Here is a 16,884-nt window from a genome sequence, read left to right on the forward strand (position 1 = left end):
TATGAAACTGGTCATTGTGACGGCGTGCCCAAGTGGCGTCGCTAACACAGTTATCGCAGCAGGATTGCTTGAAAAAGCAGTCGGTGAGCGAGGCTGGCAAGCAACCATCGAATGTCAATCGAGCATTAAGGCGCCAACACCGGTCTCGTCTGAAGCGATTGCCGACGCGGAGCGTATTTTGCTCGTCGGTTCACCGGCGCAGACGGCACGTTTTAACGGTAAGCCGGTTTATCAGGCATCATTAAGTGATGTGATGGACAATGCGCAAGCGGTTCTCGATGCGGTGTCATCTCACGCTGAGGTTTATCAAGCGTCAGAGGAGCCTGAGGCGAATCAATCCATGCGTATTGTCGGCATCACCGCATGTCCGACCGGGGTTGCCCACACGTTTATGGCGGCTGAGGCGATTGAAGAGGCCGCCAAAGCGAAAGGCTACAGCGTTAAAATTGAAACACGGGGCTCGGTGGGGGCAAAAAATGCGCTGACTGACCAAGAAATCGCTGATGCGGATGTGGTGTTTATTGCCGCAGACATTGAGGTTGATTTAAGTCGCTTTGATGGGAAGCGATTATATCGAACCAGCACAGGCGTCGCGTTGAAAAAAGCCGCTCAAAGCCTTGATGATGCGGTCGCCAATGCTGAGGTCTACCACGCTGCTAAAAAGCACACCAACGGACAAGCGACTGCTAGCCAAGGTGAGCGGACGGGGGTGTATAAACACTTGATGACTGGGGTGTCGCACATGTTGCCACTCGTGGTCGCGGGCGGTTTGGCCATTGCACTGTCATTTGTGTTCGGCATTGAAGCATTTAAAGAAGAAGGCACATTGGCTGCCGCATTAATGCAAATTGGCGGTGGCAGTGCGTTTGCCCTGATGGTGCCTGTCCTCGCCGGTTTTATTGCCTTTTCTATCGCGGATCGTCCCGGTCTTGCTCCCGGCCTTATTGGCGGTATGCTCGCAGCCTCAACCGGCGCAGGGTTTCTTGGCGGGATTCTGGCGGGCTTTATCGCCGGTTACAGTGCCAAGTTTGTTGCTGATAAAGTGCAACTGCCTGCAACCATGGAAGCCCTCAAGCCCATTTTAGTGATCCCATTGGTGGCAAGCTTATTCACGGGCTTGGTCATGATCTATGTGGTGGGTGGCCCTGTTTCGGTGGCGATGGATAGCTTAACCACCTTCTTGCAAGGAATGAACTCAACCAACGCAGTGATCTTGGGTGTACTGCTGGGTGCGATGATGTGCTTCGACTTGGGTGGTCCTGTGAACAAAGCCGCATACACCTTTGGTGTGGGTTTGATCGACAGTGGTACCTACATGCCAATGGCAGCGATCATGGCCGCAGGTATGGTGCCGGCGCTGGGTATGGGACTGGCAACATTTTTGGCGAAACGTAAGTTTAACGATGCTGAGCAAGAAGCGGGTAAAGCCTCGTTTGTGCTGGGGCTGTGCTTTATCTCTGAGGGGGCGATCCCTTTCGCGGCTAAAGACCCAATGCGAGTTATTCCGGCGTGTATTGCTGGGGGCGCATTGACTGGTGCAATTTCGATGCTGATTGGCGCAAAATTAATGGCGCCTCATGGTGGATTATTTGTCCTTCTTATTCCCAATGCAATCACCCCCGTGTTTATGTACTTGGCTGCCATCGCCGCGGGTACGTTAGTCACAGGGATTGTTTACGCGTTGATCAAACCTGTCAGTCAGCCATCGCCGCTGACGGCTGCAAAGCAGTCATAGTTTGCTCTCTGCTTAGCAAAAAAGGCCCACTCGGGCCTTTTTTTATGCTCTACACCTGATTACAGGCTTGCGGGTTCAGGGACCAATGGATAGCGAACGCCCATCATTTTCTCCATGCAATGAACCACTTGGCAGCTATAGCCAAATTCATTGTCGTACCAGATATACAGGACGCAACGGTTTCCATCCGCGATAGTTGCTTGGCTATCAACCACACCCGCAAAGCGAGAACCGATTAGATCGCTAGAAACCAGCTCAGTAGATTGGGTAAAGTCGATTTGGCCGGATAGCGGCGAATACAAGGCAACATCTTGAAGGTAAGCATTGATCTCATCTTTGCTTGTTGCGTTATCCAAATTCAAATTGGCAATTGCCATCGAAACGTTTGGAGTAGGAACGCGTACAGAATTCCCCGTGAGCTTACCTTTTAACGCAGGCAACGCTTTCGCGACCGCACTGGCGGCACCGGTCGAGGTGAGCACCATATTCAAGGATGCTGAGCGACCACGGCGATCCCCTTTGTGATAGTTATCAATCAGGTTTTGGTCGTTGGTGAATGAGTGCACCGTCTCGATATGGCCACCATCAATGCCAAATTTGTCGTGCATGGCTTTAAGCACTGGCGTGATCGCATTGGTGGTACAGCTGGCCGCTGAGATAATCTTATCATCGTCGTGGATAACGTTATCGTTGACGCCGAATACCACGTTTTTGATACCGCCTTTGCCCGGTGCGGTGAGCAAGACCTTTTGGGCGCCCTTGCTTTTCAGGTGTTGGCTCAACCCTTCTTCGTCGCGCCACATTCCCGTGTTGTCGACCACTAATGCATTGTGAATGCCGTACTGGGTATAATCCACATCCGCTGGACTATTGGCGTAGATCACCTGAATAAAGTTGCCATTTGCGATTAACGCACTGCGGTCTTCATCAACGGTGATACTGCCGTTGAATGGGCCATGAACCGAGTCACGACGTAATAAACTGGCACGTTTTTCTAGATCGCCTTCGCGCCCACCACGCACAACAATAGCGCGTAAACGTAATGGATAGCCGGGACCGCTTTTCTCCACCAACAGTCGTGCTAACAAACGCCCAATGCGGCCAAAGCCATATAAAACGACATCTTTAGGCTCAACACTGTTGCCCGTCCCCACTAAATGGCCTAATTGACTGTGGAGAAAATCAGCGATGCCGTCTTGGTTGTCATGAGATTGCCAGTACGTCCAAGCCAGTTGGCCGACATCGATTTTACTTGGCGCGAGATCCATTTCCGCCATCACTTCAATCAAAGGCAAGGTTTGACTGGGTGCTAAGGTGCCTCCGGTGTAACGGCGTGCGACTCGGTGCGCTTTGATAATATCAATGGTACTGGCGTTGATCAGTTGACGGCCAAACAGTTGGATTTCGACCCCTTTTTGGCGATAAAGCTGGCTGAGCAGCGGATACATGGTTTCAGAGTGGTTTTGGCTAGTTTGCCAATCGAGTAGGTAATGTTCTGGACTCATGAATCGACCTTTTTTCACGAATGATAATGGAGTGGGCAGGGTGCCCAGTAGGGTTTTGACTGATCTTTTGCCAGCCTTATGATTTTGTGGCGCAGTCTATACGATGCAGAATTATTCACCTACTAAAAATAACTGACGTATTTAATGAGGTAAACGATTAAAAAATGGCGAGATTTTGATTGAGATTCATTCTTTCTGTGTGACGTTAATCAAACGAAGATTGCGATAGGATGCAAAAAGAAAGTTAATAAATTGAGGTTGCGTAATAAGAGGCGTATTTATTTTATTAACTAAAATTAGTTGCAGGCCTTACAAGGCGAGAGTGAGTCTTCCCAACCACTAACTATGGCGACGTTAATGGTTGGGGGCCCAAGGTTCAAAGGGGAGCGATTAGATCCCTAGTTCGTCGAGTAGGTCGTTATTACCGCCACCCGTCCCTTTTTTCTCGGTGGGTTTCTTCTCCAGCTGACGGACGGTTTCTTCTTCGAGAATCGCGTCTGGATTGACTTCCTCACCTTCTTCAAAGTCTTGTAACTGGATGAATTCAGTCCGCTCCATCGCCAGCTCTAGGTAGAAAATATGGTTGTTTTCGGTGGTAAAGCTCACACGGCGCGCTTGTGGCTTATCAATGTTGCTATCCACGGAAACTGTGATGTTTTTGTTCACCGCCATCATCTTCGGCTGATTCTGAGTGATAGAGGTTTGAATCGAGCGTTTAATTTTCCCTGTGAAGTCACCAATGATTTGGTTCATCAACTCGCCAAGTACGTCACCGACTTCATCGGATGTGTGCAAACTTGCAAGCTCTTCGGCGGGGATCCCCATGTGTTGCATATAGTTGTTGTAGATCTCCATTGCCGCAGCAGAGGAGAAGTTGATGACGACAAGGCCAGAGAAGCCGCCATCAAATAAAACAAAGCAGCCTAAATCAGGCTTTAAACTGGTTTTGGCAATTTTTTGTACCATCGCGGCGTGATGAACCGGCGAATTGGTGGCCTTGGTCAACACAGCGGTGGCTGACTGACAAAGCTTAAGTAATATGTCCTCGGAGGTGACGACCTTGGTTTTTCTCATTATTCACTACCGTAGTTGTTTAACTGTCTCTTACTCAGTGTGGCACTGGATTGCGCAATTTGTACACTGGTTTTACCGATATCCGGATATGGGATCACGTTATCCCTCGTCATCCGCCGCTGATACCGCTATTCCGACCCGTCCAGAATTTGCGTAATGGCTGCCTCGAGGCGAGGTAGTGCTTGGTGGAGTTGGCGAAGCGCTGTATCCAATCCAGCGCTATCGTGTGCGGCCGCCGCTTTTTCTGCCGCTAGGCAATAGTGATACGTTTCTTGCGCCCCGATACTGCCTGCCGCGGATTTTTGTTTGTGCGCGGCGTCTTTTAATGCTGCCCAGTCGTGAAACGGTGGTGTGTGTTGTACAAGCTCATGTAGGCAGGGCAGGCTGCGTGTTTTAAAAACGGCGATGATGTCTTGGTAAGCATCCTGTTGCCCAGCATACAATCGCGTGATCACGCTGGCGTCTAGGACGAGATGCTCGGCTGTTTGTTCTGCCTCGGGCGTGGTGTGCATATCGTCTGAGACAGGGACGCCTGAGGTGAAAGCGGCAAGCGCATTGTCGTCGTTCAACCACTTTTGTAAGGTCTCGTTGAGCGCGTCGAGCTCAATGGGTTTAGTGATGTAATCGTCCATCCCTGCTTGAAAACAGCGGGTGTCTTCACCGCTCAGGGCGTTGGCGGTAATGGCTATGATTGGAATGCGTTGACCGCCTTGCTGTCGTTTTCTTAGTGCCGCGGTGAGATCGTAACCATCCATTTTGGGCATGTGGCAATCGGTGAGCACTAAATCCACCTCATGCTGTTGGTAAACACTGAGGGCATGTTCACCATCTTCTGCCATCAGTACATCGAATCCGAGATAACTAAGTTGCTGGATCAGCACTTGCTGGTTAGTGGGATTATCTTCGACGACTAAAATTCGACCCCGTCCGGTTTTGAGTGGGGCTGACAGTGATAGCTCGTCACTATATTCACCGAGCATACTGACATCGGGGCTTTCTAGCCCTAAGCAGACACGAAGACCGTGCACCAGTCGACGATAGGTCAATGGTGAGGCGAACAGTTCTACCACACGCTTATCTTGGTGACGAGCCAAGGAGAGGGTATGTCGCAGTGCAATCACATGGGCGAAAGTATACTGATGAAGTTGGCTATCATTTAATACCGTTTCTGGGTCTTGGGTGATAATAACGAAGTGGGTGTTATCCGTTTGAGTTGAGCTGGGATGCGCATCAAGCGGTGTGAGCGTTTTATTGTGTGTCACTCGGTGTTTGATATCTAAGTGTTTTAAATAAGCGGTAATGGCGGTGCGCAACGCTCCGGCTGGTAAATCAATAAAAACCCACAGTGGCGCGCTCGATTCTGTGACAATGGCGGGTTTAGTTTTTTCTGACAGGGGATTGATCGTGTACTCCAGCTCGACACGAAACTGTGTGCCTTTCCCTTCCTCACTGTGCACGCGGATCACGCCGCCGAGCAGGTCAACAATATTCTTGCAAATCGCCAGTCCGAGACCGGAACCCCCGTACTCGCGGGTGGTGGATGATTCAGCCTGATTGAATGGCTGAAAAATGGTTTCGAGCTTCTCTTGGCTAATACCAATTCCATTATCGGTGATTTCGATATCAAGCTTGGTTTTATCCGGCGAAGAGGCAGGCTGAGGCATGATCCAGACATCGACTTTCCCGGTCTGGGTCGACTTTCCGCCGGAAAACTTCACCGCATTACCAACCAAGTTATACAGAACTTGTTTAAGGCGGTTGGGATCCCCAATCAGCTGATCAGAAAGCCGCGGATCGATAAATAGTGACAGTGTCACGTTCCGCTTGTTGGCATGGTGGCTCACCGTGTCCATGACTTGCTCGACCGTCTCCGATAGCGAAAAGGTGACGCGTTCAAACTGGAGCTTGCCCGCCTCCGTGCGAGAAAAATCAAGAATATCGTTAATAATCGACAACAGCGATAATGCCGATTCTCGCACTGTTGCAATCAGACTGTGTTGCGACGGTGAGAGCGGTGAACGGCGTAACATATCAATCATACCGATGACGCCATTCATTGGCGTACGAATTTCATGGCTCATGGTGGCGAGAAATTGAGCCTTCGCGCGCGAGGCACTTTCTGCGCGCTCTTTTTCTCGCATCAGCTGTTCTCGTGCTTGGTTGCGAGAGATGATATGCGCACGGAATATCACTAAACCATGCGCGATTTTACCAACCTCATCGGTGCGTTCTTGGTAGTCACTGAGTGGGGGCGTCATATCGCCTTTCACTAAGCTTTGCATGGTATCGGCCAGGTTGACGATAGGTTGTGTGAATGTGCGGTAGATATACACATACATGGCACCGCTCACAAACAAAATAAATAGCAGCAAATAACCAAGATTAAGCTGATTGGAATGAAGAATATCTTGCAAATCAACCATTGAGCTGCTGACAACCATCCCCGTTTCGCGTGCAAAGCCAGAAAGCGCATTTTCTAGCGCTTGATATTCCTGATCACTGAGCGTTCGCACCGCCTTCATAGCTTCTATTTTGGCGCGAGGTTGATAGTTATTGAAAATGGCAATGCCACTGCGCTTCAGGCTGGTAAAGTGCTGAGAAATTAATTCCAGTTTGTTCAGAGACAAGGGATCATTGAGCTCGAACTTCGCCAGTGATAGGTAGCGCTCGAATGTTGCCATATCGTCAGTGAAGTCGCGACGACTGGTTTCTTGGCCATCGAGGTATTGGTTGAGCTCGGTGAGCATGTCGCCGTTTTCATCCACGAGTTCATCAAGGTATTGTAAAATCGCGACGTTGTCGGGTTGCGTCAGCTCTTGAGCGGCTTTTAATTCGGCGACGAGGCTATCGATCGGGCGGACCACATCAATCGATAAACGTAATACTTGCTTGCGAGCCCATTGCTCAGCAATTGGGTCAAACTCGGTTAGTACTTTCTGATGAGCTTTACGTTGAAATCTTTCATACAGATGACGAATTTCCGCAAGCCGCTGGTGGCCACTTGGTTTGATTCGCGCGAGTTTGTCTAGTTGGTTCTCGAATTCTTGTTGGTTTTCAAGAAACACGGCCAATGATTCATGACGCCCCATGACATATTTGAGCATGCTGGCATTCATTTCACCCGCCGCCCGCAGCAAGGTCATGGTAATAATGGCACTGGGGATTTCTTGGTTCGTGGCTTGCTCAACATCCCGATTAACGCGCTCTTGCATCACGTAACTGGATACAGAGAGGCCGAGCACCATCAGGGTAATAAAGGTCATGATCAGCCCGATTTTGCTGACAATACTTTTGCTAAATGGGCGGGCACGGTTAGCTGTCATGCGTGTTTCCTACATCCTTGTGCGTGAATAGCGACGGGATCATCCCGGCTTGTTGCCATTGAGGCTTCTGCATCTTTGCCAACCCCCAGCTATACTGCTGGTAGTTGCACTGGCGTTCAGTCCTTTGTATGAGCTTGTGCCTCAACACGGATTGTGGTTGTATGCTTGCCTAGCTCACGAATTTGACGACGTGTCGGTTCGACGTGGTCGCATGGCGTGCTATACACAATGCTATCTTATAGTATACATAGCGTTAAGCGGTGTACGAAGAAGCGTGACTAGCTTTCTAATTTCGTGCGCAAAAGGCGCATACACTTGACGATCGCGATACAATAGCGACATTAGAACAGTCTAAGGACAAGTAATCATGGTAGTAGACTCAGACGGGTATCAAGCACTGATCGAGCATTTTGCGTTTAATCTCTCTGTGTTTGAGCAACCGGGCGAAGCCATTGGCGATGATACGATTGCCGATATCGTCCATGATTTGGTCGCATCCAATATTATGACTATATGCGAGCAGAATCCTGGCCTTTCGTCAGCGTTGCGCTTTACCATCCTGAAAGAAGCTGACCGTGTGGTAGAAGACATGGAAGAAGTACTCGCGGGACGCTGGGAGCAACCTGTTACGGCAGAACAAGTGGGCTTTTTGGAAGAGTACATTGCACTCGTCAAAAATTTGTTTGATGGCGCTATGGTTGAACTGCGCTAAACAAAAGATCACTACATGCCACAGAGCTCAGTGTTGACTGGGCTCTTTTCCTGTCAGCACAACCTCTTTCCGCACTGCATCTCATTTTACTTTGCGTATAATAGGCACCTTTATCGTTATTGCCTGCTTGCCTTATGTCTGACGCAACCCCTTCCCATGCCGTTCACCGCTTATACGAGAGGCGTCTTGCTCGCGCCACACGACCTTATCTTGCCCGAGGTGCAGGTGTTGAACGTTGTACCCAATGCATGTTGGTTCGCCGCTATTGTGTGTGTGAATACCGTCGCCAGTGTGAGACTAATGCCGCGTTTATGTTGATCATGTACGATGACGAAGTTCTCAAGCCGAGTAACACGGGGCGACTCATTGCTGACTGTATCCCTGATACCTCGGCGTATATTTGGTCGCGTACTGAGCCAGATCCTGAGATGCTGACGCGATTAGCCGATCCCGCTTACCAGCCTTATATTGTGTTTCCCGCCCAATATGCTGAGCCGTCTCGCGTTGTTTCTTCCCCAAAGTCTCATCCTAGCGGTAAACGTCCGTTATTTGTGGTCATTGATGGCACATGGCGAGAAGCGAAGAAAATCTTTAGAAAAAGCCCTTGGCTTGATCGTTTTCCGGTTTTGAGTATTCAACCTGAGGCATTATCACGCTATCAAGTCCGTGACGCACACGGAGAGAACCAATTAGCGACCGCAGAAGTGGCAGCGCACGTGCTCGAAAACGCGGGTGACCGCCGAGCCGCGGTGCATTTAAGCCAGTGGTTTGATGTCTTTCGCGAACGTTATATTGCTGGGAAGCGACAAAAAACCTTACCTGAGGGAGATGCGTTAACCCAGTTTATGGCGATGCGTGACCAAACATCTTACGCGGGATAAAATATCTTGTTCTAAAGTAACGAAATATGTTGCGGCTCACGGACATTTATGACCGTTTGCTGAATAATAATTTGTATAAATAACGACACACAAAGGTGGCTGGGCCATGTATTACGGCTTTGATGTGGGCGGAACCAAAATTGAATTTGGCGCCTTCGATAAACAACTCAATCGTGTAGCAACTGAGCGCTATGCGACACCGACTAAGGATTACGCAGCCCTGATTGATACCCTTGCCATGCTGGTCGAAAAGTACGACGCGACGTTCGGCGAAAAGGGGACAGTGGGTATTGGCATTCCCGGATCAGAAGCGGCAGACGGCACGGTGTTAACCGTGAATGTGCCAGCAGCAAACGGTATGTACTTGCGAGCGGATTTAGAAGCGCGCGTCGGTCGCGAGGTGCGGGTGAGTAATGACGCCAATTGCTTCGCGCTATCGGAAGCGTGGGATGAGCAAGCCAAAGAAGCGAAAACCGTGCTTGGTTTGATTCTGGGTACCGGGTTTGGTGGTGGCTTGGTGATTAACGGTAAGGTGGTCAACGGTAAAAACCAAATGGCCGGTGAAGTGGGTCATATGCGCATGCCTATTGATGCCTGGCTACGCTTGGGAGATAAACCACCCATGTTCGCCTGTGGGTGTGGTAATCAAGGTTGTCTCGATAACTACTTGTCAGGACGCGGGTTTGAACAACTTTATGCTCATTATTACGCGCCGCTATCTGCAGTGGAGATTATCGAGCAATACCGGTTAGGCGAAACGAATGCCGTTGCGTTTGTTGACCGCTTTTTTGATGTGTTGGCGATGTGCTTTGGTGGGCTGTTAACCGCGTTTGATCCCGATATGGTGGTACTAGGCGGTGGTTTGTCTAACTTTGATGAAATTTATCACGAATTGCCCAAGCGTCTTCCTCATCACCTTTTGTCCGCGGCAAAACCACCGATGCTGATGAAAGCACAGCACGGTGATTCTGGTGGCGTACGCGGTGCGGCGTTTTTGCATCTCGCTCACTAAGCAACGCCTGATAAAATACGCAGCAAAAAGCCGACTTGATTGTCGGCTTTTTTTAGCGAGTGCGGATGCACCAAGCGTTGGGGCTAGGCTTGGCGGTTCTGACATTGATCAACCGCGTAGGCAAGTAGCTCGAGCGCGGTTTTATCTGTGGCGGGTAATTCCGCATCCGATTGTTGCAGTGGCGTGGTGCGTTCACCCCAACGAATCAATCCCGCTCCCCAAGTTAAACCAGCACCAAACGCGGCGGTCAGTAATTGGCTATGGGGTTTCACTACACCTTGTTCCACCGCTTCGCAGAGTGCGATAGGAATGGTTGCTGCCGAGGTGTTGCCATAGTGCTGAATATTCACAAATGCTTTATCTAGGCCAATGCCTGCGTGGTCACAAAGTGCTTCAATAATGCGTTTATTGGCTTGGTGAGGAACCACCACGTCAATTTGTTCAGCGCTGAGCTGATTACGCGATAACACTTGGTTCGCGGCAGCCCCCATTCCTTTTACAGCCCGTTTAAAAATGTCGCGGCCGATAAAGTCAAACGCGAAGTGACCATTTTGCGGATCAAATCTGTCCATCGCGGTGCCAAAAGCAGGAATTGCCAACACATCGCGTCCTGCTGAGTCGCATCCGAGCTGTGCGTCGAGAAGGCCCACTTCTTGATCGGTTTGACTAATAACCACCGCGCCAGCGCCATCACCGAACAACACCGCAGTATCACGTTTGCTCCAGTCGAGGTACCACGTTAAGTGTTCAGCCCCGATGATCAGCGCATGCTGATAATGGCCGGCTTGAAGCATCTTGGTTGCGGTTTCTAGGCCATAGAGAAAGCCGGTGCAGGCCGCATTCATATCAAATGCCGCCGCCCGCACTGCACCAAGATTACCTTGGACTTTGGAGGCAATGTTAGGAATTAAGGTATCCGGTGAGCAGGTTGCAACAATCAGTAGATCAAGCTGCGCTGCCTCAATCCCGGCAGCGGCCAGCGCACGTTGAGCGGCCACGGTGGCAAGATCTGAGGTTTCAACATGACTGACTCGGCGTGACTCAATACCGGTGCGGGAGCGGATCCACTCATCGTTTGTTTCAATAATTGTGCTGAGGTCATCATTGGTCAGCACGGCCGGAGGAAGACACTTTCCCCAGCCTGTAATTTCTGCAAATGCCATAGTTAGTTACGGTTAATGAAGCGTCGCAATAGTGTAAACCTGAAACTCTATTGAAACAATTTCGGGGTGAGAGTAGAGGAGAAAAACACTACCTAGCGCATATGCTAGGTAGTGTGATTGAACAGGGTTACCAGAATAACCAAGTAAAGACGGCTAAAACCATGATACAAATAATGTTTAGGTACAAACCAATACGCATCATGTCACGCTGTTCGATATGACCGGAACCAAAAACAATGGCGTTTGGCGGTGTCGCGACCGGCAGCATAAAGGCACAGGATGCCGCAATCGCAATCAGTGCAGATAGCGCCACAGGGGAAACACCTAACGCTTCTGCAATAGTGGCAAACACAGGGACGAGTAAGGCAGCACTGGCGGTATTGCTGGCAAATTCCGTCAGGAAAATCACAAAGGCGACGACACCTAACATGGTGAAGAAGATGCCAGAGCCGGTAAGGGCGCTGCTTAGGTGGTTAGCCAAAAATAGGCTTGTCCCTGTGGCTTTGAGTACGTTGCTTAGACAAATCCCGCCGCCGAAAAGGAGCAAAACGCCCCAATCAGCAGTCTTTTCGATCTCTTTCCATTTCACGACACGGGTAGCACCCAGCAGCACAATGGCAGACAACGCGACGATGGAGTCAAACTTACTGAGGCCGCCTAGTAGGCTGTTCAGTGGTTTGCTAAAGATCCATGCCGCGACGGTGAGTGCAAAAATCCCCATGGTGACTAAGCGAGGCAGCGTCCATTCGAAGTGACGCTTCTCTGTCTCAAATGCATGGCTTAAATTAGGCTTGGTCAGCACATAGAGCACCAAGACGGCGATCGGCAGCAATACCAAGGTGATAGGCAATCCGATTTTCATCCAACCAACAAAATTCAGTCCCGCTTCTGCTGCGGCAATCGCATTGGGTGGGCTGCCGACGATGGTCGCAATCCCGCCGATACTCGCGCAATAAGCAATCCCCAGTAACACAAACACGTAGGTTCCATGATCTTTTTGGTTACTGACTTTACGTAAAATGCCGAGTACAAGCGGCAGCATCATCGCCGTGGTAGCGGTGTTGCTTATCCACATTGACAAGGCCGCGGTGACCCCAAACAGCATCATCACGGCAACGGACATTTTTCCTTTCGCGACCGTCAGTACCTTATTGGCGATGGCTTGATCCAGCCCTTGTGATTGCAATGCCGCGGCAAGGGCAAAGCCACCCAAGAATAGGAAAATGATAGGGTTAGCAAAATTCGCCATCGCCGCAGGGGTTTCAAATACCCCTAAGACGACCGCCAGAATGGGAACGAGAATGGCAGTGATGCTGACATGGATAGCTTCAGTTAGCCAGAGCACCGCGATAAAGACGAGAAGGCTAAGACCTGTGGTCACTTGAGGGTCAAAGGGTAGGCTGTAGTACAGCGCGAAAAAGAGTGCGATATCGGCAAATAGGATCCACGCTTTTCTATCCAACCCGGAGGATTGGGAGGTCAAAGATTGCACATCCATAGGGCTTCCTTTTTGTTATAACGTCATCGTGCAATGCGGCACGTATTATTATGTTTTAAACACTGCACAGAACCTGCTGTGTCAGACGGCGCTAATATACGCCTTATTGAATAGGGTGTTAATCGATTGCACGCTACTTTTTGAACGCTTGATTAAAAAGATGTGAAATTTGTGAGAGGAAAGAGAAAGAAAGGGTGGATTTGTACCCATTTACAATTCGGTAGCTGTGACACCATCAATTGGCTCTTTCGGGCCGGTAAACTTGGGTTTCACATTAAGGATAAAGCTATCTAACACGGCTTTAGTACGTGCGAGCACTTCACGCAAACGGATCTTTATGCCAGCCCAGCCTTGTGGGCTTGCTACGGCATAGCAAATCGCATCAATATTGTTCACGTCAGCAAGAAATAAGGCTCGCTCACAGTGAAATTGCTGGCTGACAACGGTAAAGCGGGCCAAGCTAAACACAGTTTTGGCTCGAACCACGGAGTCGAGTGTACGAAAACCAGCATAATCGAGGTGAATAGCGTCGTCTGCGATCCCGGCTTTCAGTAGATCGCGCTTCATGGTCCAAGGTTCATTATAGGAGCGGTGCGCATTATCGCCGCTTAAGAGTAAATGACTCACCTTGTTCGCTTTATACAGTGCTTCTGCGGCCTCGATGCGGTGGGTATAGTAAGGATTCGGGGTTTTACCAATATACTTGCTGGTACCAAGCACTAATGCCACTTGACGTTTGGGCAGGTCGTCAACGTCGGTGTAAACGCGGTCACGCGCATTGAGTGTGATCGCTAAGTCACTAGCTACCATAGTAACCAGTGCGAAAATCACTGCGATAAACACCAATCGTGCGAGGCGCCGGATCGCCATACTACTTACTGTCCCTTTCAGAAATGCCATGCGGATAAGGCGTCAAGGTTGGCGCCTCAAGTGAATGGAATCCTAGCAAAAAAAGCTCCTCGAAAGGAGCTTTTTGTGTCAACCGCTGGTTAAAACGACGTGCGTTTATACTCACGGTATCTGGGTTCCCAGAAGCTATCATCAATGCGTTTTTTCAATGCCTCATCAGACAGCTCGGCGGCAACGCCTTCTTCAATGGCCTGTTTCGCAACCGCAAAAGCAATTTGCTTTGACACATAAGTGATATCTTCCAGTGAAGGAAGTAAGGCTCCGGTGCCGCGCTTCGCTAATGGCGAACATTCAGCAAGTGCACGTGAAGAAGCCATTAACATGCCATCGGTCACGCGAGTGGCGTCCACTGCAAGGACACCAAGGCCGATACCCGGGAAGATATAGCTGTTGTTACATTGCGCGATTGGGAAGGTTTTACCATTGTCTAGGCGCACGGGTTCAAACGGACTACCTGTCGCAACCAGTGCTTGGCCGTCTGTCCAGCGAAGAATGTCAAAGGGAGTGGCTTCGACCCGGCTGGTTGGGTTTGATAGGGGGAAGATAATCGGCCGTTTACAATTATCATGCATGGCCTTAATAACCTCTTCGGTAAAGAGGCCCGGCGCCCCAGAGACGCCAATGAGCACGGTTGGCTGGGCATTACGTACCACATCCAATAGTGAGATATTATTGTCTTCTAATTGCCAGTCTTTTAATGCGCTGCTCTTTTGAACCAGTCTTTGCTGGAAGTCGAGTAGGTTTGGCATGGCATCAATGAGTAAGCCCCAGCGATCAACCATAAAGACACGCGTACGCGCCTCTTGATCGGAAATCCCTTCCGACACCATTTGGGCAATGATGGCTTCAGCAATGCCACAGCCGGCAGAACCTGCTCCAAGGAAGGTGATACGCTGCTCGGAGAGTTTGGTGCCAGCGGCTTTACAGGCAGCAATTAACGAACCCACGGTGACGGCGGCCGTCCCTTGGATATCGTCGTTAAAACAGCACACTTTGTCTTTGTATCGCTCAAGAATAGGCATCGCATTTTTCTGTGCGAAGTCTTCAAACTGAATGAGTGCATCCGGCCAGCGACGCTGCACCGCTTGGATGAATTCTTCAATAAAGTCGTCGTAATCTTGACCGCTGATCCGAGTATGGCGCCACCCCATGTACATAGGATCTGACAGACGTTGTGGATTGTTGGTGCCTACATCGAGCACGATTGGAAGCGTGTACGCTGGGCTAATGCCCCCACATGCGGTGTACAAAGACAGCTTTCCGATTGGAATGCCCATGCCGCCGATGCCTTGGTCGCCAAGACCAAGAATTCGCTCACCGTCGGTAACGACAATCACTTTCACGTTGTGGCGTGATGCGTTGTTTAAAACATCATCAATCCGATCGCGGTTTGGATAAGAGATAAAAAGCCCACGGCCTCGACGATAAATATTAGAGAAGTTCTCACAGGCAGCACCGACCGTTGGCGTATAAATGATTGGCATCATTTCGGTGATGTGGTTCGACACTAAGCGATAAAATAATGTCTCGTTGGTATCTTGAATATTGCGCAAGTAAATGTGCTTATCGATATCGTTTTCAAAGCGTTGGTACTGCTGGTAGGCGCGCTCGGTCTGCTCTTCAATGGTTTCAATGGCATCGGGTAGCAAGCCCTCGAGGTTAAAAAACTTACGTTCTTCGACGCTAAACGCACTGCCTTTGTTGAGAAGCGGAGTTTCGAGTAACGCAGGCCCCGCATAGGGAATGTAAAGAGGTCGCTTTTGATTATTCATGGATTATCAGACTCGGCATTGTCCAGGCTGGAATATGACTGACTTTATTGCTCACTCGATAACCTTAATCGTTAAAGTACGCATTATTAATGCGGACTAATTGAGCAATTATATGAAACAAGAGGTAAAGTTTAGTCATTAATGGTGACCCAATTCAACTTTTTTGCGTGGATGTGGGCGTCAGCCATCATGTTTTTGCGTGTGCTGAGTGTAAACATTCGTATTAACGCGCAAGCGTGAGATATCGCTATATGCATCAAGGTGTTGAATTGTCAGAAAACAAACTTGGGGAATAACTCACAGGCGTGTTTAAAATTACGCAGGGTGATTTTTCGCTGACTATACTCACCAATGATAACGGTTAGCACGGTGCTTGTATGTGGTTAAACCACAACCGCATGAACACCATGTTGTGGCAACCAAGAAATGGCGTCACATATAAGTACGGGTTACCCGAATAATAATATTGGCTGGGCGTCTGTTTTTATGGAATGAACAACAAAGAGGTAGTCCAATGAAGTCACTCATCGCCGCCAGTTTACTGGTGTTTTCAACTACGACAGTTGCTGCCAACCTAAGCGACTTGAATTATATCACTGAGGTTTACCCCCCTTTTAACTATGAAGAGAACGGGCAGTTGAAAGGGATTGCCGTGGATTTCCTCGAAGCGGCTACCGAAGCAGCGGGTGAGCCGATTACCCGTGATCAAGTTAAGATCCAACCTTGGGCGCGTGGCTATGCTACCGCATTGTCTGAGCCAAACACGGTACTGTTTTCAACCACCCGAACGGAAGAGCGCGAAGATAAGTTTAAGTGGGTAGGTCCCATCACAGATACCAAAATTGTCGTGTGGGCACCGAAAAGTAAAGGGATCACCATTAACAGCGGCAGCGACTTTGCCAACTACAAAGTTGGGGTGGTACGTGACGATGTCGGTGAGCATTTGTTGCGCAGCCTAGGCGTTAGCGATAACGCATTGCGTCTCTCACCTAAAGCAGACTTGCTGGCTAAACAGCTCGCAGCGGGCCGCGTAGATATGTGGGCGTATGAAGAAAACGTCAGCTCCTTCATCATGAGTCAAAACAATGTGGACACAAGTCAGTTTGAAGTGGTGTATGTGCTGAGTGAAGCGCAATTGTATTATAGCCTGAGCAAAAGCACCCCTGATAGCTATGTAGAGAAATTGCAAGCTGGGGTAGATAAAGCGATTGCAAGCGGGGCGCTCGATGAAATCAAAAGCCAGTATAAGTAGTGTTAGCTGATAACGACACTGTCCTTACAAGCAAAACGGGCCAAATGG

General features: G+C 49.6%; 12 protein-coding genes. 5 read left to right on the forward strand and 7 right to left on the reverse strand.

Annotation, left to right across the window (positions count from 1 at the left end; translation table 11 throughout):
• The first annotated feature begins 1 nt into the window (after position 1).
• Positions 2-1,735 (forward strand): PTS fructose transporter subunit IIBC, encoded by a 1,734-nt coding sequence (fruA, locus tag E8E00_RS06515; protein ID WP_096628452.1) that lies wholly within the window; start codon positions 2-4, stop codon positions 1,733-1,735.
• Between the two features lie 59 nt (positions 1,736-1,794).
• Here fruA and E8E00_RS06520 read toward each other — a convergent pair whose 3' ends face one another.
• The 3 genes from E8E00_RS06520 to E8E00_RS06530 all read right to left on the reverse strand — a co-directional run bounded on the left by E8E00_RS06520 (position 1,795) and on the right by E8E00_RS06530 (position 7,637).
• Positions 1,795-3,240: a glyceraldehyde-3-phosphate dehydrogenase gene (locus tag E8E00_RS06520; RefSeq protein ID WP_096628449.1), complete on the reverse strand. Its 1,446-nt coding sequence runs from the start codon at positions 3,238-3,240 to the stop codon at positions 1,795-1,797.
• Between the two features lie 390 nt (positions 3,241-3,630).
• On the reverse strand, positions 3,631-4,314 hold the full coding sequence (locus E8E00_RS06525; protein WP_096628447.1) for a DUF3334 family protein: 684 nt from the start codon (positions 4,312-4,314) through the stop codon (positions 3,631-3,633).
• A gap of 128 nt (positions 4,315-4,442) precedes the next feature.
• Positions 4,443-7,637 carry an ATP-binding protein gene (locus tag E8E00_RS06530; RefSeq protein ID WP_096628445.1) on the reverse strand — a complete coding sequence of 1,065 codons (3,195 nt, stop codon included), beginning with the start codon at positions 7,635-7,637 and terminating at the stop codon, positions 4,443-4,445.
• A gap of 367 nt (positions 7,638-8,004) precedes the next feature.
• Here E8E00_RS06530 and E8E00_RS06535 point away from each other — a divergent pair, with 367 nt between their 5' ends.
• The 3 genes from E8E00_RS06535 to nagK all read left to right on the forward strand — a co-directional run bounded on the left by E8E00_RS06535 (position 8,005) and on the right by nagK (position 10,242).
• Positions 8,005-8,349 (forward strand): DUF3802 family protein, encoded by a 345-nt coding sequence (locus E8E00_RS06535; protein ID WP_069588527.1) that lies wholly within the window; start codon positions 8,005-8,007, stop codon positions 8,347-8,349.
• Between the two features lie 134 nt (positions 8,350-8,483).
• The gene (locus E8E00_RS06540) at positions 8,484-9,230 is read left to right on the forward strand and encodes a tRNA-uridine aminocarboxypropyltransferase (protein WP_096628442.1); all 747 of its coding nucleotides are present in this window, start codon (positions 8,484-8,486) and stop codon (positions 9,228-9,230) included.
• A gap of 106 nt (positions 9,231-9,336) precedes the next feature.
• A complete protein-coding gene (nagK, locus tag E8E00_RS06545) occupies positions 9,337-10,242 on the forward strand; it encodes an N-acetylglucosamine kinase (protein ID WP_069588531.1) in 906 nt (301 codons plus the stop codon).
• 83 nt (positions 10,243-10,325) lie between these two features.
• Here nagK and E8E00_RS06550 read toward each other — a convergent pair whose 3' ends face one another.
• The 4 genes from E8E00_RS06550 to E8E00_RS06565 form a co-directional block, all read right to left on the reverse strand.
• Entirely contained in the window at positions 10,326-11,405 is a 1,080-nt protein-coding gene (locus E8E00_RS06550; protein WP_069588533.1) for a ketoacyl-ACP synthase III, read from the reverse strand.
• A gap of 127 nt (positions 11,406-11,532) precedes the next feature.
• Positions 11,533-12,903 carry a DASS family sodium-coupled anion symporter gene (locus tag E8E00_RS06555; RefSeq protein ID WP_069588535.1) on the reverse strand — a complete coding sequence of 457 codons (1,371 nt, stop codon included), beginning with the start codon at positions 12,901-12,903 and terminating at the stop codon, positions 11,533-11,535.
• A gap of 210 nt (positions 12,904-13,113) precedes the next feature.
• Positions 13,114-13,773, reverse strand: coding sequence for a vancomycin high temperature exclusion protein (locus E8E00_RS06560; protein ID WP_096628440.1), 660 nt, complete (start codon positions 13,771-13,773; stop codon positions 13,114-13,116).
• Between the two features lie 119 nt (positions 13,774-13,892).
• Complete coding sequence (locus tag E8E00_RS06565) at positions 13,893-15,584, reverse strand: NAD-dependent malic enzyme (protein ID WP_096628437.1); 1,692 nt, start codon at positions 15,582-15,584, stop codon at positions 13,893-13,895.
• Positions 15,585-16,098: 514 nt separating this feature from the next.
• Here E8E00_RS06565 and E8E00_RS06570 point away from each other — a divergent pair.
• Positions 16,099-16,836, forward strand: a complete 738-nt coding sequence (locus E8E00_RS06570; RefSeq protein ID WP_069588540.1) for an ABC transporter substrate-binding protein — start codon at positions 16,099-16,101, stop codon at positions 16,834-16,836.
• Positions 16,837-16,884: the final 48 nt, after the last annotated feature.

The sequence above is a fragment of the Salinivibrio sp. YCSC6 genome (assembly GCF_004916735.1).
GTDB classification, from domain to species: domain Bacteria; phylum Pseudomonadota; class Gammaproteobacteria; order Enterobacterales; family Vibrionaceae; genus Salinivibrio; species Salinivibrio proteolyticus.

What these genes read in the sequence shown, in the direction of transcription:
- E8E00_RS06560 (WP_096628440.1), bottom strand. Translation starts at nt 13,773, where the DNA reads ATGGCGATCCGGCGCCTCGCACGATTGGTGTTTATCGCAGTGATTTTC.
- E8E00_RS06520 (WP_096628449.1), bottom strand. Translation starts at nt 3,240, where the DNA reads ATGAGTCCAGAACATTACCTACTCGATTGGCAAACTAGCCAAAACCAC.
- E8E00_RS06530 (WP_096628445.1), bottom strand. Translation starts at nt 7,637, where the DNA reads ATGACAGCTAACCGTGCCCGCCCATTTAGCAAAAGTATTGTCAGCAAA.
- E8E00_RS06550 (WP_069588533.1), bottom strand. Translation starts at nt 11,405, where the DNA reads ATGGCATTTGCAGAAATTACAGGCTGGGGAAAGTGTCTTCCTCCGGCC.
- E8E00_RS06555 (WP_069588535.1), bottom strand. Translation starts at nt 12,903, where the DNA reads ATGGATGTGCAATCTTTGACCTCCCAATCCTCCGGGTTGGATAGAAAA.
- E8E00_RS06535 (WP_069588527.1), top strand. Translation starts at nt 8,005, where the DNA reads ATGGTAGTAGACTCAGACGGGTATCAAGCACTGATCGAGCATTTTGCG.
- E8E00_RS06525 (WP_096628447.1), bottom strand. Translation starts at nt 4,314, where the DNA reads ATGAGAAAAACCAAGGTCGTCACCTCCGAGGACATATTACTTAAGCTT.
- E8E00_RS06570 (WP_069588540.1), top strand. Translation starts at nt 16,099, where the DNA reads ATGAAGTCACTCATCGCCGCCAGTTTACTGGTGTTTTCAACTACGACA.
- E8E00_RS06565 (WP_096628437.1), bottom strand. Translation starts at nt 15,584, where the DNA reads ATGAATAATCAAAAGCGACCTCTTTACATTCCCTATGCGGGGCCTGCG.
- nagK (WP_069588531.1), top strand. Translation starts at nt 9,337, where the DNA reads ATGTATTACGGCTTTGATGTGGGCGGAACCAAAATTGAATTTGGCGCC.
- E8E00_RS06540 (WP_096628442.1), top strand. Translation starts at nt 8,484, where the DNA reads ATGTCTGACGCAACCCCTTCCCATGCCGTTCACCGCTTATACGAGAGG.
- fruA (WP_096628452.1), top strand. Translation starts at nt 2, where the DNA reads ATGAAACTGGTCATTGTGACGGCGTGCCCAAGTGGCGTCGCTAACACA.